The organism is Kitasatospora albolonga (assembly GCF_039535905.1).
Lineage (GTDB): Bacteria > Actinomycetota > Actinomycetes > Streptomycetales > Streptomycetaceae > Kitasatospora > Kitasatospora albolonga.
Window position 1 is genome coordinate 1 of the sequence record NZ_BAAAYB010000095.1, and the last position, 20,451, is coordinate 20,451.

Below are 20,451 nucleotides of genomic sequence, written 5' to 3' on the forward strand. Positions count from 1 at the left end.
GCCACGCCGCGGCCTGCCGCGTGACGCAGGGATCGCGTCGCTGGTCGCAGCTCCACGTCGCGCCACACGGCGAGTGCAGGAAGTGCGTCCGAGACCAGCTCGTACTCGCCCTCCGGAACGAGACCCTCTGAGGTCGCTGCCGCTGCCAGTCGATCCGTGCGACGCGCACCTCCGGCCCCGGCGCCGCCGCCGCGTGCTCGCGGCCCGCTCCAGCGCCATCCTTCGAGACGTCGGTCGCCGTCACGTCCAACCCGCGCTCGGCCAGCCAGAGCGCGTCGCGGACCCTCGCCGCATGTCCCAGGTACGCTGCCCGCCGGGGAGTCAGCTCCGCCGCCGCCTCCGGACCAGCGTGCGGTGTCGGGTTCCGCTCCAGATCCGCTCGCTCTCGCCGTAGCGGCCGTCCAGAACTCTCCACCGCCCCGCCGCCCTGCCGTGTTTAGCTGCGGGCCCGTGCCGTGCTGGTCGACACCGTGTCTCGTGGTCCGTGCTCGCCCATGCTGACGCTCTCGCCTCTCGTCCCGCTCGGTACGCACGCGAAACGCGCGGCGCGTCTCCATCGGCCGGCCGTGCAGGTCGGTCGTCTGTGACATCAGCCGCCCCGGCCCGTACGCCGGCCGCCGCGGCGGCACCTGACTGGTCCATCCAGCTCTCCGTCACGTCCCCGCCAGCCAGACCCCGGCGCACGGCGCTCGCGCCACCGGGCTCGGCCGACACGCGAACGGTGCGTGCCGAGACAGTGACCGTCCCGCTCCTGCTCCTACCGCCTCCAGGCGAGCGACTCCGCTAGCGCCCGCGCACACGGGCGCGGCGGACCAGCGGTGGTGACCGCGTCACATCACGCGACGGTACACGGCACCACGTGCCCTGTCCGCCAGGCAGGAGGCCGGACATCCGCCCGTCCCGCAACGTCACGCCGACTCACCTCCGGTCACTCACCTCTCTCCCTCGACACGCACCGGGCTACGTACGCGCCGCCAGCTGCTCGCGCTGCTCCGCGTCGAGCTCCTGGGCCCGGTGTGCCGGAAGAAGAGTGATCCGCTCGCTCCACTGACGCACACTGTCAGCGTCCTGGGGCACCGCGACGGGACCGGTCGGAGCGCACCGCCTCGATCTCCTCGTCGGCGACCTCCTCCAGCGTCGTGCAGTACGGGCCCCAGTGCAGCACGCCCGTTTTTCCCCGCCCCCACGGCGCGGCCGAGCGACGGGCAGCTCCGGCAGCATCCGTCGGCGAGGGCCGGTGGTCACAGCAGCACGGCGCCGCCGCCACCGCTCCCCGCCGTCCGCCAGCCGGACGCACGAAGCTCCGCCCGCGCTACCGACCGCCACACGCCGTGCCCCTGCCGGACCAGGCCGCGTAGCCGCGCAGCTCCTCCGGCCGCCGCCACCAGCTCGCTGGGCGGCGTGCCCTCTGCGGCCGAGGTAGCCGTGTGCACCCCGTCCGCCGGGGCGTTCCTCGCGGCGGCCCTCGCGTCGATGCACCAGACGAGCGCCGGCGCCCGGGCCAGCGTCCCCGCTCAGCCTGCCGCCGACCGCAGGGGCCGACCACCACCACGTCGGTACCGTGCCGTCTGGCTTCGTCTCCGACCACCCGCCCTCCGTCCCGTGTTGCCATCATCCGGCCTCCTTCCACAGTCCCCGAGAGCCTGCACCGGCCCCGTCCGATATGACAAAGAACCTTGTCCTGAAGCCGCAAATGGTGAGCGGATGGAGCTCGAACCTGTGCTGACCGCCGTCGCCCCGCACTGCGGGCGCTGCGCAGGCCCGCGCACCTCACACCTGGGCCAGCTCTGCGATACCACCGCATCTCGGTGGCTCTGTGTTGCCTGAGCGCCTCTCCCGCGGCTGGAGTCGCGGCCAGCGTTCCAGCCCACCCTGTGGAGCTGCCTGGCTCCGCTGGCCAGGCGTACGGGTGCCTGCTGGACCGAAGCTGGTCGCGCGCCTCCCGCCACCGGCGACGCTCGCGTAGCATCCACGCCCGCCGCTTCACACCCGGCACGGCCGCCCTTCAATCCGCCTGCCAGGACCTCGGCGCGGATGCACGCCTATCACGATGGTCATCCCGGATCGCGGACCGCACGCCCTCGCCCGCGGGACCCCGGTGCCGAACAGCGGCACCCACGGGGCGTACGAGTGGCTCTACACGTTGCCTCCATCGGCCGCCTGACCAGGCCTGGCACCTCGACGCGATGCACCGACGTCGTCCTCAAGGCGCACGCAGAGCCGCACGAGTTCAGGGACACCCGCACGCCGCGCACGCCTATCGCCAACGCGGGCGACCAGCCGGTGGAGTTCCTTGCAGCCTGTTTGTTTCGGCTCCCAGGGCGAGCGCGGATGCAAGCGTCCGGGCCCGCCCAGCCCAGGGCGCGCCGCACGACTGAACCGCTCCGGAAACCACTGTGGTCCAGACGCTTCCTCCGACACCCAGTCTGTGCACTGTATAGCCCTTTTACGCCCTTTTCTGCTGTGCGCGCCGCATGGTTGACTACGCACCGACGCGGCTCACCCGACAGCACACAACGGCGCCTCCACCCCATGACGTGCCGCGCCCACGAGGCGGCCGCCCGCACCCAGCGCACTTCTCACGAGGTGATGGAACCACACAGACGACCGCACCGGTCCGCGTTCACTACTCGACCCGGCGAGCCCGAGGAGCCGTGATCGGGACTGGGCGATCCGAGAGCCGCACGTCCACTCGCGTCGCCAGCGGCGCAGCACGGTCCAGCCCTGGCGCTTCGCTCCACGTGATCTACCGACCCACGCACGAGTTAGTCGCGCAACGCGGCGCCTGCGCGAGGCGCCGAGCGCCTGCAGTGAGCGCGAGTTCTACCGACCACCGCGCCTTCCGAGGATGTGGCTCGACGCGCGCTGTCCGCCCGATCGGCACCGACATGTGCACACAAGCCCTGCGCCTGGGGTTCCCCGAGGACGCCCGGCCGTGATCTGTGGTCTTCGAGGTCTACAAGGGCTCCGGACTCGCCCCGGCCACTACTACACCAAGGAGTCGGGTCGCATCGCGGCGGCTTCCTGCTCGCTGCCCTCCACCAGCCGGACTAGCGCCACCCTGTACCCACACCCCGAGAGCCGATGAAGTTCCTCTAACGAGGTCTGCGACCTGCCACCCAGGAGGAACGCGCCGTCGATACGTCAGTCCGCGTCGGCTACCGGCCGAGGGCGCGCGGGGTGCACCGACCTCCACCAAGTCCAGCTCGACGACGGTCCTGGTCGAACTCTGACTCGTCCGTCACCGGAATACCGGCACGGGAGTGCAGTTGAGTCGAGAAACCCACTGGTCGGGGGCGGTAAAGGAAGGTCATAATACCGCGCGATGAGCGAGACCACCCCGAAGTCCGCCCCTGCAAACCAGCTCCTCACCACCGGCCGCCCGCCGAGCATGATCGCCCTCCGCGACGGCGTCCTACACTGCGCCGCCGCACCCTCGCGGACTCGGACACGTCTCAACGAGTGCCACACCGTTGCCAACCTCGACCACACCTGAGCCCCTGATGAGTGGGCTAGGACATGTCGTCCGTCACCCCGAGTCACTCTCGCGAGCTCGCCCTCGGCCAGGCATCACCGCTGGCTGGGAGGACGGCACCGACTTCATGGTACCTGGCGCTCGCCGAGGACCACCTACCTGTGCAGGCAAGCGTGCGGGTCGGCGCCTTCGGCACCCGCCAACCGTGCCGGATCGCGACACATCACGGCGCCCTGAGGTTATCGCTACTGGGTCTCCGCGCCCACACCTACGGACCGCTCGCATCGCCACCAACGCCGCCGCCCGCGCTCCACCAGCAGGCCGCCACTCACCCTCCGGGAAACACCTCGCGGCATCACACCCGCGTCGAGAGTGCCGCTGCGACGAGGCGCCAAACCAGCACCTCAGCGCCGCATCCCCCGCCGTCCTCGGCTACCAGCGCGTCGACCGCACGGTGGCACTACACCCCCACCGCCCCCGCCGCACGACGTGGCCGCAAGCATTCATCTGGACCAAGAACTCGCTGACCCCAACGCCAGGTCGCGGCTACCACCCGCTCCCACCTGCGACGGATGCGCACGCGACGGATCCCGGTCGACGTCCCCTCCTCACGGAAGATGCACGCACAAGAGTAGGCTCCAGCTATCCAGCTGCCGATCATGTACACACTGCCGTCGGCGCATCCCATGCTTATGCTCAGGCCACTAGTCCCACGTCCAGAGGTGGCTCGGCTCCCCGGGGGGACCAACCGTGCACGACATGCTCAAGGCGCCATATCGTCAGCCTGAGCGGCCCCTGACGACCCGCGAACTCACGACTCGTTCATCGTGAGTCTCGGTTCGGCAGCAGCCCACGGCGAGGGCGACGCACGACGCCTCTCACACCCCAGTGCTGCTCCTCACGCGGACGCAAGTCCGGGGCACGGCGACTTCTTCTTCTACAACAATCCGGCGAGCGCGGACGTTACAGCGTCCAGAACCCCTGCGTGCCAGCCACCTGACGTAGCGCCGCACCGACGAGACGACCGCACTCACAGCTCGACATATCCAAATCTCCGTCTGCCCGACGCCGCCGACGACTCCGATCGTGATCGCGCGCGAGCCGTCACAGCGGGCCGCTTCGGTCGTGTGGAGACCTTCGCCTCGGGCTCGCCGACGGACCTCCGGCGAGCAGCTGCTTGCTGGCTCTTACGCGATCGACGACGCGACAACCGAGAGCGCTCTCGTCTTCGGCGAGATCTACCGCCGGGCCGGCGAGTGGCAGTTCCGCGCCATCGGCACACAGGGCTACGACACCGACTGGCCGGACCCTCGGCCACCGCATGGAGTCTCCCGACCGACTTCGGCATCGACATCGAGGAGACGACACGCGCTGCCGACGAGCTGCGCCGGCTCGCGCTGGTTTGGTTTCTCTTTGTTTCGTTATACTGTTATTTTCGACGAGCCTGCGGCACCCCTGCGGAGGAGCTGCCGCCCGCCGCCACCGCCACCGCCACCGCACCGCCACCGAGGCACCGTCCGGCCCGGCCCCGGCCGCCAAGCGGCTGCGGACCGCCCAAGAAGGTGACGCTGCCCAAGGAGCCCAAGAAGTGCCCTCGCCGAGAACGACTCCTGGCACGCGGCCCGTCTCTTCCCCGCGACCTCGCTCAAGACGACCACGAGCGCGAGGTCGGGCCACCTCCGTCCTGCCTCTCCGTGATGCCAGGTGCCCGAGTTCGGCCGCCGCCTCACCGCGGCCTTCGGCGCTCCGTCCGGGCGGATGGAGACCTTCACCGAGGTCCAACTCCCGCACGGGGAGACCCCGAAGCGCCCCGACGGCGTGATCCGGGTCGAGCGCGCCGGGAAGCTGTGGACGGCCCTGGTCGAGTGCAAGACCAACGGCAATCCCTGAAGCCCGAGCAGGTCCAGGACTACATGGACATCGCCGCCCGCCGGGGCTACGAAGCCGTCATCACGATCTCCAACGACGTCGCCCTGGAGGGCCGTCCGCTGGTCACCGTGAAGATAGACGGCCGCCGCAAGCACAAGGTCGGTCTCTGGCACCTCTCCTGGGCCGAGGTCACCCACCAGGCGAAGATGCTGATCCGCCACGAGGGCGTCAAGGACCAGGCGCACGCCTGGCTGCTCCAGGAGCTGCTGCACTACCTCCAGCACGAGAACTCGGGCTGCCACGGCTTCCAGAACATGGGCCCGGCCTGGGTGCCGGTGCGCAAGGAGATCGAGGCCGACCTCCTGACCCCCGGCGACCCGCGGGCCGTCCAGGTGGTCGAGAGCTGGGAGCGCCTCACCCGGCAGGTCTGCCTCGAACTCGGCGGCGAACTCGGTGTCCGCGTCCTCCCGGTGGTCAAGCGGGCCCGTCGCGGCGAGGACGCGCTCAGCCGTCTCACCGCCTCCGCCGACCGGCTGGCCGCCGAGGGGCGCCTGCAGGCCGAGATCCGGATCGACGAGGCCCCGGGGAACCTGACGATCGTCGCGGACCTGCGTGCCGGGAAGCTCCGCACCTCGGTCGAGATCCCCGCCCCCGACCAGGGCTACCCGCTCAGCCTCGCCAAGCGCTTGGTCAAGCAGCTCGCCGACGCCCCGGCCGACCTGCACGTCGAGACGCTCACCGACGGCGCGTCCCCCGGCCCGCGCGGCACCCTGGAGCGCCTGCGCCCCGAGCCCGGCGACCTCCTCCCGAAGGACGGCTCCCGTCCCACGGGCTTCCGCCTCTCCCTCGTGAAGAGCGTCGGCAACACCCGTGGCAACGCCGAGTCCGGCTTCATCCGCAGCGTGGACACCGCGGTCGAGAGGTTCCACTCCACCGTCGTCGCGGCCCTGGACTCCCGTCCGGGCCGGTGACGATCCCCGTCCCGGGGCCGTGCGGCCCCGGGACGTGGGTGTCATCGGGCTCAGACGGTGCCGGAGTCCTTGATGACGATCTTCTTGGAGGTGCGGCCGGACTGGCTGCCGAAGCCCTCGATCGCCTTGACGACGTCCATGCCCTCGACGACCTCGCCGAAGACGACGTGCTTGCCGTCGAGCCAGTCGGTCACGATGGTGGTGACGAAGAACTGCGAGCCGTTGGTGTTGCGGCCGGCGTTGGCCATCGAGAGCAGGCCCGGGCGGTCGTGCTTCTTGGTGAAGTTCTCGTCCGCGAACTTCTCGCCGTAGATGCTCTTGCCGCCGGTGCCGTCGCCCCGGGTGAAGTCGCCGCCCTGGAGCATGAAGGCCGGGATGACCCGGTGGAAGGTGGACTCCTTGTAGCCGAAGCCGTGCTGACCGGTCGCCAGCTCGCGGAAGTTCTTCGCGGTCTGCGGGACGACGTCGTCGTACAGCTTGAAGACGATGCGGCCAAGGTCCTCGCCGTCGGCGGTGACGTCGAAGTAGACGTTCTCGCTCATTGCTCTGCTCCTCGTGATGTGGATGTTGTTCCCCCGAGAGCATATGAGAGAACCGGCCCGTTACGGGCCACCGACCGCATCCAGGGCCTCGGACCATGGCAGGTCGCCACCGGAGGTGAGGATGCGGGCGCCGGCGGTGCGGAGGGTGGCGAGGCTGCGCGGGTACTGCGGGTGGGCGGCGAGGGCGTCGTTCACGCAGGGCAGGACGGTGACCGGGACGCCCTTGCCGAGGGCCTCGGCGGTGTAGCCGACGACCCAGGAGGAAGTGAGGCCGAGGGCGAGGGAGTTGAGCGAGTTGAAGCTGGCCGGGCCGAACAGGATGGCGTCGGGCGGGGGCAGCAGGTCGGGTTCGCCCGGGCGGCGGTAGCGGCTCTTGACCAGGTGTCCGGTGAGCTCGGTGAGGGCCGGGATCTCGGGCCGGAGCCAGTCGGCGGCGGTCGGGGTCAGACCGAGGCAGACGTCCCAGCCGCGGGCCTGGGCCTGCTCGATGACGGTGCGTACGCCGAGCACGGGGAAGGCGGCGGTGCCGAAGAGGTAGAGGACGCGTGGAGGCATCCGCCCATGCAAGCGTGCGGGGTGGAGCGGGGCAAGCCCGGCCGCCGCGAGGGCGGCCGGGCCTGAGGGCGGGTCAGCGGCCGGTCAGTACCGCGAGCCGACCGGCGCCGGGAGGGCGTCGAGCTCGGCGAGGTCCTCGGCGGTGAGCGCGAGGTCCGCGGAACCGGCGTTGTCGGCCAGGTACTTGGGCGTCTTGGTGCCGGGGATCGGGATGACCAGGCTGCCCTGCGCGACCACCCAGGCGAGGGCGACCTGGGCCGGGGTGGCGTCGTGCCGGGCGGCGATCCGGCGGACGGTCTCCACCAGTGCCTGGTTGGCGGCCAGCGCGTCGGCCTGGAAGCGCGGGAGGGTGGAGCGCCAGTCGTCGGCCGGGAGGTCGGCGGTGGAGCCGAAGCGGCCGGCCAGGAAGCCGCGGCCGAGCGGGGAGAAGGGCAGGAAGGCGATGCCGTTGGCCTCGGTGTACGGGAGCACCTCGGCCAGCGCGTCCCTGGTCCAGAGCGAGAGCTCGGACTGCACGGAGGTGACCGGGTGGACGGCCTGGGCGCGCTGGATCTGCTCCACCGTCACCTCGGACAGCCCGAGCCGCCGCACCTTGCCGGCCGCGACCTGCTCGGCCATCGCGCCCCAGGTCTCCTCGACCGGGACGGCCGGGTCGACCCTGTGCAGTTGGTAGAGGTCGACGTACTCGGTGCCGAGGCGGCGCAGGCTCTCGTCGATGGAGGCGCGGACGTGCTCGGGCCGCCCGTCGGTGCCGACCCGGGCCCCGCCGAGGCCGGTCACCAGGCCGACCTTGGTGGCCAGCACGGCCCGCTCGCGGTACTCCCCGGCCAGGCCCTTGCCCACCAACTCCTCGTTGTCGAACGGCCCGTAGACGTCCGCCGTGTCGATCAGGGTCACGCCCAGGTCCAGCGCCTCGCGCAGGACCCGCACCGAGGTCACGTCGTCCCGTCCGTTCGGGTCGTACGCCCAGGTCATGCCCATGCACCCGAGTCCGATCACGCCGACCTCGGGGCCCCCGGCTCCCAGCGTGGTGTTGCGCATGCTTGTCCTCTCCTTCGGTCACGGCTGATCGTGCGTCGCCTACCCTGCCCCTCGAAGTGCACTCCGGGTCAAGACCGCCTCGCCGGATCCGTCAGTTCGCACACTCACCAGGCATATTCGCGTGCACCCAGCCGCCCCCACCAGCTAGCATGCGCGGACCGCGGGGCGTAGCGCAGAGGCAGTCGCGCCTTCATGGCATGAAGGAGGAGGTCGGTTCGAATCCGGCCGCCTCGCGGGTTCCAGGAGGGGTACGGGGCTGTGCAGCAGGACGAGTTGACGGAGCAGGAGCTGGCCGCCTTCGAGCGGACCCTCGGCCGCCTGCGCGGGCTACCGGTGGACCACCCGGCGCGGCTGCGGGCCGAGCGGAACAGCGACTCCTTCCTCCGCGAGAGCCGCAAGCTCCGCCGCCGGGCCCGGACCGCCGCCGACGCCGTCCTGACCGCCAGCACCGCGACCGGCGGCCTGACCCGCCGTGAGGACGCCCCGCTGCCCGAGCGCACCGGCTCCCCCGCCGGGCGGCTGCACCGGGCGCGGCACTGCTACATCTGCAAGGGCACCTACCGGCAGCTGGACGGCTTCTACCACCTGCTCTGCCCGGACTGCGCGGCCGACAACACCGCCTTCCGCTCCCTGGCCACCGACTTGCGGGGCCGCCGCGCGCTGCTCACCGGGGGCCGGGTGAAGATCGGCTTCCAGCTGGCCCTGATGCTGCTGCGGGACGGCGCCGAACTGACCGTCACCAGCCGCTTCCCGCACGACACCCTGCGCCGCTTCCGGGCCGCCGAGGGCAGTGCGGACTGGCTGGACCGGCTCTCGGTGGTCGGCATCGACCTGCGTGACCCGCGCCAGGTGCTGGGCCTGTGCGAGGAGCTCCGCCGGGACGGGCGGCCGCTGGACATCCTGGTGAACAACGCCGCGCAGACCCTGCGCCGCCCGCCGGAGGCGTACGCGCTGCTGGCCGCCGGGGAGGCCGAGGCACTGCCGCCCGGGGCACCGGTCCGGCAGGCCCCCGGCTTCCGGCCGATGCCCGCGCTGACCGCCGCCTGGCCGGCCGCCGAACTGACCGCCGGTGAACGCACGGGCGTGGTGCTGCCCGAGGCGGACGAGGCCGGGCTGCTGCCGGACACCGCGCCCGCCAACTCCTGGTCGGCCCGGCTCGGCGAGCTCGACCCGGCCGAGGTGCTGGAGACCCAGCTGGTCAACTCGCTGGCCCCGGCCCTGCTCTGCGACCGCCTGCTGCCCCTGCTGCTGGCCTCGCCGCACCCGCACCGCTACGTGGTCAACGTCACCGCCGTGGAGGGCCGCTTCGCGGTCCGCAACAAGACCGGGGGCCATCCGCACACCAACATGGCCAAGGCCGCGCTCAACATGCTCACCCGCACCAGCGCGGCCGAACTCGCCGGGCAGGGCGTGCACATGTGCGCGGTGGACACCGGCTGGATCACCGACGAGAACCCGGCCCCGAAGAAGGCCCGGATGGCCGGCCACGGCTTCCGCACCCCACTGGACGTGGTGGACGGCGCGGCCCGGGTCTACCACCCGATCGTCCGGGGCGAGGCCGGGGAGCCGTACTCCGGGGTCTTCCTGAAGGACTACCAGGAAGCCGCCTGGTAGCCCTCCGGACGCTCCGTCACGCCGCCCCGAAGAGCCATCCCAGCAGACCACCACGCCTCGACGCGGCCGTCGCGGGCTCCTGAACCGGAACGGGCGGAACGGGCGGAACGGGCGGAACGGGCGGGGTCGCCACCACGGCCTCCCCCGGCCGGGCCGCTCCGGCGGTGGCCAGCAGGGCGCCCACCGTGCCGCGGTACACCGGCAGCAGCCGCGCCGCCGCGGCCCACGCCTCCGGCCGGTCCCCCAAGTGCCGCTCCACCAGCGGACGGAGCTCCCCCTCGGCCGGAGCCAGCTCGATCGGGAAGAGCCACCGTCCGGCACCGAGGACCCGCAGCGTGGTGTGCGCGGGCCCCTGACGCTCCACCAGCTCCGCGCAGGTGATGGTCACCCCGGTCTCGCGCAGCCGCCGCTCGTACACCGAGTGGGTGCCGAAGGCGGTCCGGAGCTCCGCCGGGCACTCGAACTGCTCGGCCAGCGCCCACCGGGCGCGACCGGGCAGCGGCTCGGCCGCGTGCGCTGCCACCACCAACGGCCAGTCGGCCCGCCGGAGTTCACCGGCCGCGACCCGAGCGCCGTTCAACGTCCGGGAGCCCCGGGCCGCCCGCAGTCGGGCGATCAGCTCCTCGGCCGGGCGCGGCACCGGCTCGCGCTCGAGGAACCGACCCCGCCTGGGGAGCACCGGCAGCGGTGCGGTGCGGCCCGGACCGAACGGCAGTCCGTCCCGGACGTCCGCCACCACCCCCGGCGACAGCCGCTGGCACTCGCGGAGCATGCGGTTGAGCTCGGGCGAGTCCTCCCGGAGCATCCACCACCGGGCAGCCCCCCACGGCAGCAGGTGGGAGGTGGTCGCCAGCCGCCAATCCACCTGGCCCTGCTCGCCGTCCGGGTCCGTCGGCTCGCCGAGCCCGACCCCGAGGAACGCGCCGACCTCCACACGGACTTCGGCCGGCGCCAGGGTCAGCAGGTAACGCAGCTCCTCGACGACGCGCGGGTCGATCCGTGCCTGGTCGCCCCCGGCGCCCGTCACGGCGCGGCCACCACGGCCCGGGAGCGGTCGGCGGCGAGCCGGACCGCGAACGCGGCCAGGGCGGTGCCCATGGCGTAGCGGTGCACGCGCTGCCAGGTCGGGCGGCGGGTCAGGAAGGCGGCGACCGAACCGGCGGTGACGACGAAGGCGGCGTCGCTGGCCAGGCAGACCACGATCTGGGTGAGGCCGAGGGCGAAGCTCTGCACGGCCACCCCGCCCCGCTCCGGGTCGATGAACTGCGGCAGCAGCGAGACGTAGAGGATGGCGATCTTGGGGTTGAGCAGACAGGTGACGAAGCCCATGGTGAACAGCTTGCGCGGCCGGTCCGGGGTCAACTCCCGGGTGGCGAAGGGGGAGTGGCCGCCGGGGCGGAGCATCTGCCAGGCCAGCCAGAGCAGGTAGCCGGCGCCGAGCAGCTTGAGGGTCAGGTAGATGCCGGGCACCAGGGCGAAGACGGTGGCGATCCCGGCCACCGCCGCCGCCAGGTAGACCAGGAAGCCGAGCCCGACGCCCGCCAGCGAGACCAGTCCGGCCCGGCGGCCCTGGAGCACCGAACGGGACACCAGGTAGACCAGATTGGGGCCGGGCGTCAGTGCCATCCCCAGTGCCACCAGGGCGATCCCCGCCAATGCCGTGCCGCTGACCATGCTCGTCTCCAGGTGCTCCGGTCCCTCCCGGCCCCGACCGGGCCGGTTGACCGGTCATGATGGCACCCGCCCCCACCCGTCGGCCCCTGGTTTTCCGTTGGTCCGGGGGCGGCCGCACGCGGCAGAATCGGCGCCATGTCCCGCATAGCCGACCAGCTGCTCCGCGCCGTCGACCCGCTCCCCGCCCCGCAGGTGGACCCGTACGTGGCCCGCTTCGCCCGCGGCCTGGCGGAACGCCCGCTCACCGAACTGATCGACCGGCTGGACTCGCGCGGGCCCTACGAGCGTCGCCTCGCGGCCCTGGCCGCCCTGGCCACCCGCCGGGGCGACTGGCTGGCCGGGCGGCTGGGCGACCGGGACGAGGGGGTGCGCCGGTACGCCTTCCGCGCGGTCCGGCAGGGCCTGGTGCCGGACGCCGCGATCGAGAGCGCCTACCCGGTCGCCGCCTCCGTGGAGCGCGGCCGGTTGGCCGAAGCGGTGCTGGCCGGACGGCGGACGGAGCTGGCCGACCGCATGGTGGACCGGGTGCGCGCGCAGTGGGGAGAGGACGAGGCGGCCCGGCTGCTGCCCGCCTGCTCCCCCGCGACGGTCGCCCGGCTGCTGCCGGAGCTGGCCCACGCGGGCAATGGCCCGGCTCGGCTGGCCCGCCGTCACCCCACCCTGTTCCTCGACCGTGCCGAGCGCGAACTCGCGGGCCGCACCCAGCAGTTGCGTGACGCCTGGTGGCAGTGGCGGGCGGACGCGGTGGCCGCCGTGCTGCCCGTCGACCCGGCCCGGGTGCTCGCCCTGCTGGAGCGGTACGGCCCGGGCGCGCTGCCCCGGCAGGTGGCCGGGCAGCTCGGTCTGCTGGTCGCACTGGACGCCGAGCGGGTGGTCCGCTGGCTGCTCGACCCGGCCCGGGCCGCACGGCCCCTGGTGCACCAGCCGTCCCGCTCGCTGGTGCGGCGTCTGGTCCTGGCCGATCCCCCTTCGCTCGGCGAGCTCGGCCGCCGCTGGTACGAGCAGCCCCAGCTGTTCCTCTCCCTGCTGCGCGCGCTGCCTCCGAGCCGCCGGGGCGCCTTCTTCGAGACCGCCACCAAGGGCCTGGAGCTCACCCGCTTCACCGAGCTCGACCTGCTGCCGCGCGAGCGCCGCCACGCCTGGGCGCGCGCCGAGGCCGACCGGCGGGAGGCGGCCGGGCAGAGCCGGCTCGGCGTGCTGGCCATGCGCGCCCGGCTGCCCGTCGCCGAGGTGGGCGCCGAACTGCTGGCCGCCACCCGCCGCCCGGCCGCGGAGGAGCGCGCCCAGGCCTGGCCGCTGCTGATCGCCAACGCGGGCGGTTCCGGCGACCCGGCGGACCTGGCCCGGCTGCTGCCGCTGCTCGACCGGCTGCGCAACGAGCAGGACCCGGTGCGCTCCGCCGCGCTCGGCGCACTGGCCCAACTGCACCCCCGCCTCTTCGCCCCGGCCGACGTGACCGCACTGAGCCGGCTGGTCACCGACGCGCTCACGGCCCGGGACTGCTCCCAGCAGACCAGGACCGCCCTGCGGAGACTGGCCGTCGGCGTGCTCAGGGAGAACGCCACCGAGGCCGGATCGCCCCTGCTGGAGTGGTCGCTGACCACCCTTCAGCAGCTCGCCGGGCACTTCGGCGGCGCCGACCTCGGCCCGCTGGAGCACACCCTGCGCCGGGGCCAGGAGCTCCAGGTCCTCGCCGCGCTGCGCCCCTGGCTGCTGGCCGAGGCCCCCGGCCCGCACCACCGCCTGCTGTTCGCCCTGACCGGCTCGCTCGGCCGCCGGGCGCACCGGATGCCCGAGCTCCAGGCCCTGCTGGCCGACGCGCTGGAGCACTCCGACGACGCCGCCTTCCGCACCGCCGTGCGGTACTGGCTGGACGACCGGGCCACCCGGGACGGCCGGGTGGAGCACGTGCTCCGGCTCGACCCCTCGGCCGCCGTACTGCCGCCGGTGCTGGCGGTGCTGACCACCCGTCGGACCGACCTGCTCGACCCGCTGCTGGCCGCCGTCCCGCCGTACGGGCGCTTCCTTCCCCGCGGCACCCGGGCGCCGCTGCCGCCGCTGGAGCGGGCCGGGCGCTGGTCGCCCCGTCAGCAGGAGGCCGCCGCCCGGCTCGCGGCCGGCACGGTGGCCGACACCACCCAGCCGGTCCACCAGCGGGCCTCGGCACTGGCCGCGGCCCGGGGCGTCCCGGTGCACGGCCGGCTGCTGGCCCTCGCGCACCTGGACTCCGCCGAGGTGGTGCTCGCCGAGGCCGCGCTCGCCGCGCTGCCCTGGACCGACGATCCGGCCGGGGCGCTCACCCCGCTGCTCGCCCGGGTGGACGGCGACCGGGCCCGGGTCGCGATGTACTCCGCCGCCCGGGCCGCCCGCCACGTCCGGCCCGAGGAGCTCGAACGCCGGCTCGCCCCGCTGACCACCGAGGGCAAGGTGACCACCCGCAAGGAGGCCGTCCGGCTGGCCGCCGCCCACCTGCCGCCGGCCCGGGCGATCGCCCTGCTCCGCACCGCCGCCCTGACGCCCGGTCAGCACCCGGACGCGCTGGCCGCCGCCATCGGGGCCGCGACCGGGCTGACGGAGCGTCCGGAGGTCTGGGAGCTGCTCGAACAGGCCGCCGGGGGCCCCGCCCAGGCGCAGCAGGCCCTGGTCCGGGTGGGCCCCTGGCAGCTCGCCGCGGCGCACCGCGCCCGGTACGCCGCGCTGATCGGCCGGGTCTGCCGCAGCACCGAACCGGAGGTCGCCACCGCCGGGCTGGAGAGCCTCCCGCGCTGGGCCGGGTTCGCCCCCGAACTGGCCGGGCTGCTCCCGGACCTGGTGGCCGACCCGGACCTGCGGACCACCTGGCGTGCCGCCGTCCGGGCCACCGTCGCGCTGGCCTGGAACGGGCAGCCGCACCCGCTGGGCGGGGCCGCGCCGGGCAGCGTGCTGCACCGCACCGTCACCGCGTTGCTCACCGCCGACCGGGAGGGCCGGGCCGCACCGGGTGGCGCGCCGGGCGTTCCCGGGGCCGCGGACGCTGCGGCGGACCGCGACCTCCCGGCCCGGCAGCGCCTGCGGGAGCTGGTCACCTCGCTCCCCCAGCCGGACCGGCCCTGGCAGCGGGAGACCGTGACCGCGCTGGCCGACCTGCTCCGGCAGGAGCCCCCGCTACGGGTCGGGCTGCTGCTCGCCCTGGTGGACCTCAGGGACGGACCGGCGGTGCTCGCAGGGAGCTTGGCCGATCTGGAGGAGGCCTGCGCGGGGCGGCCGGCCCTGGCCCTGCGCTGCGCGGACGCGCTCTCCCGGGAGCGGCGCACGGCGCTGATGCCGGAGGACCCGTCGGCGGTGGCGGCCGTGGTCCGGCAGCTGGCCGCGCGGGGCGGCCACCGCTCCGGCCTCCAGGCGCTCGGCCTCACCACCCTCTTCGGCCGGCGCCACGGCTGGCCCGGCGAGTGGCGGGACCTGCTCCGGACACTGCGCGGCCATCCGGCCGCGGACGTCCGGGACGGGGCGCTGGACCTCTTCACCGCGACGGAGTGACGCGGGCCGGGCGCGCGCGGAACCGTTCGCATCGGGGGCGCTTTCCGGCTCGGCGGTGGGCGCCCCCCGCGCGCTTCCGCTCGCCTCCGTCGGGGCGGACGGAACCGGAGCGCCCCGGCCCCGGATCTGGGAGCGTGGCCGTCACCACAGACGCGAGGGGGAGCCCATGGCACGGCGTTGGCTGATCACCGGATGTTCGTCTGGCCTCGGCCTGGCACTGGCCGAGGCGGTCGCGGCGGCCGGCGACACCGTCCTGGCCACCGCCCGCAAGCCGGCCACCCTGGAGGAGCTGAGGGAGCGCCACCCGGACCGGCTGCTCACCACCGCCCTGGACGTCCGCGACCAGGCCCAGGTGACGGAGGCCGTGGCGCTGGCCGAGGACCGGCTCGGCGGGATCGACGTCCTGGTCAACAACGCCGGCTACGGGCTCTTCGGCGCGGTCGAGGAGGTCGGCGACCAGGAGCTCCGCGACCAGCTGGAGACCCTGGTGGTCGGGCCCTGGCGGCTGGTCCGCGAGGTGCTCCCCGGGATGCGCGAGCGCGGCTCCGGACACATCGTCAACGTCTCCTCGCTGGCCGGACGGATGGGCATCCCCGGGCTGGGGGCGTACGTCACCGGCAAGTACGCGCTGGAGGGCATGAGCCAGGTGCTCGCCGCCGAGGTCGCCGGCTTCGGCATCCGGGTCACCGCCGTCGAGCCCGGCGGCTTCGCCACCCACTACGGCGCCTCGGTGAACGAGACCGCCCACCGGATCGACGCCTACCGGGAGACGGTGGACCCGATGCTCGCCGCCATGCGGCAGATGGAGGACCTGCCGGAGATCGGCCGCCCGGCCGACTTCGCCACCCTGGTCCTGCGGATCGTCGCCGCCGAGCAGACCCCCGTCCGGATCCCGATCGGCTCGGACGCCTACGCCTACCTCTCCCACGTCGAAGAGGCCGCCCGCACCGAACTCACCGCGGCGGCGGCCCTCACCACCCTCACCTGACCCCCACCGCGCTCGGACCGCCCGGAGGGCGGTCAGGGGCGCGGGGAACTGCGCGAATCGGAAGAAGCAGACCCGTGTGCCGGGTACGGAGATCCACTTGCAAGTGAGCCCCCGTACCCGGCACACGGGACTTGTCCTCCCGCAGCGCGCAGTTCCCCGCGCCCCCGGGGTGACCACCACCCGTTGCCCGGGGTGAGCGCCTCCGCTCAGGCTCCCTGGTTTGACACCCCCCTGGGGGCGGCGTACAGAAAGAGCATGCGCCAGGGTCTGGCCGACGAGGCCGTGCTCGCCGAGGCGCTGCGGCGGGCGGTCCGCGCGACCTCGGCGTACGGGAGCGTGCTCTACCTGCCCTCGGCCGACCGCCGGGGGCTGGTGCTGAGTGCGGTGGCGGGCGTGCCGGTGGAGCTGCTGAGCGGCTTCCGGCACCTGTCGGTGGCGGCGCCGCTGCCCGCCTCGGAGGCGTTCCGGACCGGGCGGACGGTGATGCTCACCGACCCGGAGGAGACCATGCGGCGCTACCCCCGGGTGGCGCTCGGCCTGCCGCACCTGCAGGCCTTCGCCTGCACCCCGGTCAGCGCCGACGGTCACCCCCTCGGCGTGCTGGCGGTGGTCTGGCCCGCCGGGTACACCCCTCCGCCGGGTGCCCGCCGGCAGCTCAGGGCGGCGGCCAACCGGCTGGCGGCGGCGATCGCCGCCGATCCGCCGGGCCCGCCGGAGACGCCGTTGACCGTCACCGCCGAGGGGGCCCCGCACCCGGCCGCGGCTGCGGTGGAGCGGCTGCGCGACGGGGTGGTGGGGCTCGATCCGGACGCCCGGGTCAGCTATCTGAACCGCGGCGCCGAGCTGCTGCTGGACACCGGCCGGGAGGAGCTGATCGGCCGTCAGCCCTGGTCGGTCCTGACGTGGTTGGCCGAGCCGGCCTACGAGGACCGCTACCGGGCCGCGATGCTGGCCCAGCAGCCGACCGCCTTCCTGGCGCTGCGTCCGCCCGGGCACTGGCTGGCCTTCTCGCTCTACCCGGACCCGTCCGGCCTGACGGTCCGGATCACCCCGGCCGGCCCGCCGGGCTCCCCCGCGTCCGCCACCACCGCTCCCCCGGCGGCCGCACCCGCACCCACCCCGGCCAGCCTCGGCGCCACCTACCACCTGCTCCAGCTGGCCAGCGCGCTCACCGAGGCCGTGACGGTCAAGGAGGTCTGCGACTGCGTGATCGACCAGATCCTGCCCGGGTTCGGCGGCCAGGAGCTGGCGCTCTACCTCGCCCGCGGCGGCCGGATGCACCTGATCGCGCAGTCGGGGTACCCGGACGGCTTCCTGGACCCCTTCGAGGGCATCCCGGTGCGGGCCCGGGTGCCGGGTGCTGAGGTGTTCAGCAGCGGGGCGCCGGTGTTCTTCGAGTCGGCCCACGAGCTGCAGGCGGCCTACCCGGGCCTGACCCAGGACGAGATGGGGGCCTGGGCCTTCCTGCCGCTGGTCGCCTCGGGGCTTCCGGTGGGCAGCTGCATCCTGGGCTTCGAGCGGCCCAAGGTGTTCGGCAGCGAGGAGCGCGCGGTGCTGACGGCACTGGGCGGGCTGATCGCCCAGGCCCTGGACCGGGCGCGGCTGTACGACGCCGAGTTCGCGCTGGCCCGGGGCCTGCAGCAGGCGCTGCTGCCGCACCGGCTGCCGCGGGTCGCGGGCCTGGCGGTGGCGGCGCGCTACCTGCCGGGCACCCGGGGGATGGAGATCGGCGGGGACTGGTACGACGCGATCGCGGGCGGCGGCTGCGTCACGCTGGTGATCGGGGACGTCGAGGGGCACAGCGTCGGGGCCGCCGCGACGATGGGCCAACTCCGGAGCGCGGTGCGGGCGTTCGTCGGCACCGACGCCTCGCCCGGCGAGGTGCTGACCAGGACCAACCGGCTGCTGCTGGACCTCGACCCAGGCCTGCTCGCCAGCTGTCTGCTGCTGCGGCTCGACCCGGCCACCGGCCGGGCCAGGGCGGTGCGGGCCGGCCACGTCCCGCCGCTGCTGCGGCACCCGGACGGCCGCACCGAGCTGCTGGAGCTGCCCGGCGGCCCGCTGCTCGGGGTCGATCCCGGGGCCGAGTACCCGTGCACGGAGCTGGAGTTGGCGCCGGGGGCGGTGCTCGCGCTGTTCACCGACGGTCTGGTGGAGCGGCCGGGCGCGCCGATCGACCAGGGCCTGGACCGCCTGCGCAGCGCCCTGGCCCACCGGCCGGCCGCCGACCTCGACCGACTCGCCGACCAACTGCTGCGCGAGGCCCGGCACTCCGCCCACCGGGCGGACGACGTGGCGCTGCTGCTGGCCTCCCGGAGCTGAGCGCGGGCATGCCGAGGGCCCGGCCTCACCGCACGGAGGCCGGGCCCTCGGACGTCAACTACCAGCTCACCGAGCGGCCTTCGCGGCCTGCTGGGCGTTGAACGCGGCCAGGCCGTTGGCCCAGAGCTGGTTCACCCGGCTCTTCTCGGCGGCGTTCGGGTAGGGGTTGGTGCAGGAGGTGCCGGGGCCGCCACCGGACATCAGCTCGCTGCACGGGCCGGAGTAGTGGTCCGGGAGGCCGAGCACGTGGCCGGTCTCGTGGGCGGTGACGCGGGTGGAGTTGTACTGCTGGTTCTGGCGGTAGTCCAGGAAGATGTAGCCGCTGCCGTGGCCGTTGGTGGAGGCGTAGGAGCCGCGGGAGTCGTTGCCCTCGTAGTACTTGAAGTCCGCGGTGCCGGTGACGGCGCGCAGCTGGACCTTGGTGACCGAGCTGTTCCAGATCGAGGTGGAGTTGGCGATCTGGTTCTTGAAGGTCGGCGCGGAGGTGGCGTTGTAGGTCACGGTGACCGCGGCCAGGTACGGGTTGGCCGCCTGCCGGGCCAGCGCCGAGGTCATCACGGCCTCGTAGAAGGCCTTGACGTCGGCCTGCTCGGCCGCCGAACCGGCGTACTGGGCGACGGAGGGCTGCGCGGGTGCGGCCACTGCGACCGGGGCGGCCAGGCCGGTGAGGGCGAGGGCGGCGGCCGCGGCGAGCGAGAGCATGGAGCGCTGCATGCGGGGGACTCCAGTTCCTGGGGCCAAGTCACCTGTGGGGCAGCCGACTTGGCGTGGGGGATTGCGCTGTGCCCAAGAGCTTCGGCCACCGGCCCGGGGCTGCGGATGATGGCAGCCGGAGATAACACCGGGCTATCACCCGGCTTGACAGCAAGTGTCATGTCCCTGGCGTGCAGGTCAGCGACCGCCTATGCTCCCGCTGTGGAGCTCGAAGTCAGGCACCTCCGTGTGCTGTGCGCCGTCGCCGACACCGGCAGCGTGCGCAAGGCCGCGCTGCAACTCGGTACCACCCAGCCCTCCGTCACCACCCAGCTGCACCGGATCGAACGGGCCATCGGCGGGCGGCTGTTCACCCGTGAGCGGACCGGCAGCAGGCTCACCCCGCTCGGTCACTCGGTGATCTCCCGGGCCCGCGGGATCGTCGCCGACATGGCCGACCTGGTCGCCGCGGCCCGGCAGGAGGCCGACGGCCCGGCCCAGTCCAGGCTGCGGATCGGCAGCGTCGGCAGCCGGGCCGCGGCCGGCTGGCTGCGCCGGGTGCACCAGCGGCTGCCGGACACCGAGACCACCATCCGGATCGACGTGTCCGCCAACGCCCTGCTCCAACTGGTCGGCGCCGAGCAGCTGGACCTGGCCTTCGTGCACGAGAGCGAGGGCTTCCCGCTCCGGCTGCCCGAGGGCACCGGGCACCGCGTCCTGGTCGCCCGCGAGCCGCAGTTCGTCGCACTGGCCCTGACCCACCCGGCGGCCTCCTCCCCCGTGGTGCACCTCCAGGACCTGGCCGCCGACGCCTGGATGGTCGACCCGACCGCCGACCACGAGTACGCCGCGCTGCGCCGCGTCCTGTCCGAGGCCGGGCTCAACCCCCGGGTGGTGCAGGTGCGGGACAACGCCACCGCCGCCGAACTGGTCGCCTCCGGCGAGGCCGTCCGCCCCTGCCAACCCACCTCGGTACCCGGCCCCGGCACCGTCATCCGCCCGGTCCACGGCGACCCGTTCAGCGTCCGGCTGCTGCTGGTCTGGCGGTCCAGGGCGCTCAGCGGCTGCGCGCTGGACGGCCTGTACGGCGACCTGCGCTCGGCCTACCTGGAGCTGGCCAGGACCAACCCCTCCTACCTGGCCTGGCTGCTGAACAACGACAGCTCGCTGCCGTACCTGCTCCGCCACTGA

The 20,451-nt window shown here is 73.9% G+C and carries 11 protein-coding genes, 1 tRNA gene and 1 pseudogene; 7 read left to right on the forward strand and 6 right to left on the reverse strand.

Going from position 1 to position 20,451, the window contains the following annotated elements:
• The first annotated feature begins 4,302 nt into the window (after positions 1–4,302).
• Positions 4,303–6,315: pseudogene (locus ABD946_RS23580) on the forward strand (TerD family protein).
• 50 nt (positions 6,316–6,365) lie between these two features.
• Here ABD946_RS23580 and ABD946_RS23585 read toward each other — a convergent pair.
• From ABD946_RS23585 to ABD946_RS23595, 3 genes are all read right to left on the reverse strand, one after another.
• A complete protein-coding gene (locus tag ABD946_RS23585; protein ID WP_345286742.1) occupies positions 6,366–6,857 on the reverse strand; it encodes a peptidylprolyl isomerase in 492 nt (163 codons plus the stop codon).
• Positions 6,858–6,917: 60 nt separating this feature from the next.
• The gene (locus ABD946_RS23590) at positions 6,918–7,412 is read right to left on the reverse strand and encodes a flavoprotein (RefSeq protein ID WP_345286744.1); all 495 of its coding nucleotides are present in this window, start codon (positions 7,410–7,412) and stop codon (positions 6,918–6,920) included.
• Positions 7,413–7,496: 84 nt separating this feature from the next.
• Complete coding sequence (locus tag ABD946_RS23595) at positions 7,497–8,453, reverse strand: aldo/keto reductase (RefSeq protein WP_345286746.1); 957 nt, start codon at positions 8,451–8,453, stop codon at positions 7,497–7,499.
• Positions 8,454–8,614: 161 nt separating this feature from the next.
• Here ABD946_RS23595 and ABD946_RS23600 point away from each other — a divergent pair.
• Both ABD946_RS23600 and ABD946_RS23605 read left to right on the forward strand, forming a co-directional pair.
• Positions 8,615–8,687: transfer RNA gene (locus ABD946_RS23600), tRNA-Ala, on the forward strand.
• A 24-nt stretch (positions 8,688–8,711) separates the two neighbouring features.
• Complete coding sequence (locus ABD946_RS23605; RefSeq protein ID WP_345286748.1) at positions 8,712–10,067, forward strand: SDR family oxidoreductase; 1,356 nt, start codon at positions 8,712–8,714, stop codon at positions 10,065–10,067.
• Between the two features lie 16 nt (positions 10,068–10,083).
• Here ABD946_RS23605 and ABD946_RS23610 read toward each other — a convergent pair whose 3' ends face one another.
• Positions 10,084–11,094: a hypothetical protein gene (locus ABD946_RS23610; RefSeq protein WP_345286750.1), complete on the reverse strand. Its 1,011-nt coding sequence runs from the start codon at positions 11,092–11,094 to the stop codon at positions 10,084–10,086.
• Entirely contained in the window at positions 11,091–11,741 is a 651-nt protein-coding gene (locus ABD946_RS23615; protein ID WP_345286752.1) for a LysE family translocator, read from the reverse strand. The genes ABD946_RS23610 and ABD946_RS23615 overlap by 4 nt, the downstream gene beginning before the upstream one ends.
• Positions 11,742–11,876: 135 nt before the next feature.
• On the opposite strand from ABD946_RS23615, the gene ABD946_RS23620 reads away from it, so the two are divergent.
• From ABD946_RS23620 to ABD946_RS23630, 3 genes are all read left to right on the forward strand, one after another.
• Complete coding sequence (locus ABD946_RS23620) at positions 11,877–15,257, forward strand: hypothetical protein (RefSeq protein WP_345286754.1); 3,381 nt, start codon at positions 11,877–11,879, stop codon at positions 15,255–15,257.
• A gap of 166 nt (positions 15,258–15,423) precedes the next feature.
• Positions 15,424–16,245, forward strand: a complete 822-nt coding sequence (locus tag ABD946_RS23625; RefSeq protein WP_345286756.1) for an SDR family NAD(P)-dependent oxidoreductase — start codon at positions 15,424–15,426, stop codon at positions 16,243–16,245.
• A 255-nt stretch (positions 16,246–16,500) separates the two neighbouring features.
• A complete protein-coding gene (locus ABD946_RS23630) occupies positions 16,501–18,567 on the forward strand; it encodes a GAF domain-containing SpoIIE family protein phosphatase (protein ID WP_345286758.1) in 2,067 nt (688 codons plus the stop codon).
• A 66-nt stretch (positions 18,568–18,633) separates the two neighbouring features.
• On the opposite strand, the gene snpA is transcribed toward ABD946_RS23630, so the two are convergent.
• Positions 18,634–19,281, reverse strand: coding sequence for a snapalysin (gene snpA, locus ABD946_RS23635; RefSeq protein WP_345286760.1), 648 nt, complete (start codon positions 19,279–19,281; stop codon positions 18,634–18,636).
• A gap of 201 nt (positions 19,282–19,482) precedes the next feature.
• On the opposite strand from snpA, the gene ABD946_RS23640 reads away from it, so the two are divergent.
• Positions 19,483–20,451: a LysR family transcriptional regulator gene (locus ABD946_RS23640; RefSeq protein WP_345286762.1), complete on the forward strand. Its 969-nt coding sequence runs from the start codon at positions 19,483–19,485 to the stop codon at positions 20,449–20,451.

What these genes read in the sequence shown, in the direction of transcription:
- ABD946_RS23585 (WP_345286742.1), bottom strand. Translation starts at nt 6,857, where the DNA reads ATGAGCGAGAACGTCTACTTCGACGTCACCGCCGACGGCGAGGACCTT.
- ABD946_RS23630 (WP_345286758.1), top strand. Translation starts at nt 16,501, where the DNA reads ATGCGCCAGGGTCTGGCCGACGAGGCCGTGCTCGCCGAGGCGCTGCGG.
- ABD946_RS23590 (WP_345286744.1), bottom strand. Translation starts at nt 7,412, where the DNA reads ATGCCTCCACGCGTCCTCTACCTCTTCGGCACCGCCGCCTTCCCCGTG.
- ABD946_RS23620 (WP_345286754.1), top strand. Translation starts at nt 11,877, where the DNA reads ATGTCCCGCATAGCCGACCAGCTGCTCCGCGCCGTCGACCCGCTCCCC.
- ABD946_RS23625 (WP_345286756.1), top strand. Translation starts at nt 15,424, where the DNA reads ATGGCACGGCGTTGGCTGATCACCGGATGTTCGTCTGGCCTCGGCCTG.
- ABD946_RS23595 (WP_345286746.1), bottom strand. Translation starts at nt 8,453, where the DNA reads ATGCGCAACACCACGCTGGGAGCCGGGGGCCCCGAGGTCGGCGTGATC.
- ABD946_RS23615 (WP_345286752.1), bottom strand. Translation starts at nt 11,741, where the DNA reads ATGGTCAGCGGCACGGCATTGGCGGGGATCGCCCTGGTGGCACTGGGG.
- snpA (WP_345286760.1), bottom strand. Translation starts at nt 19,281, where the DNA reads ATGCAGCGCTCCATGCTCTCGCTCGCCGCGGCCGCCGCCCTCGCCCTC.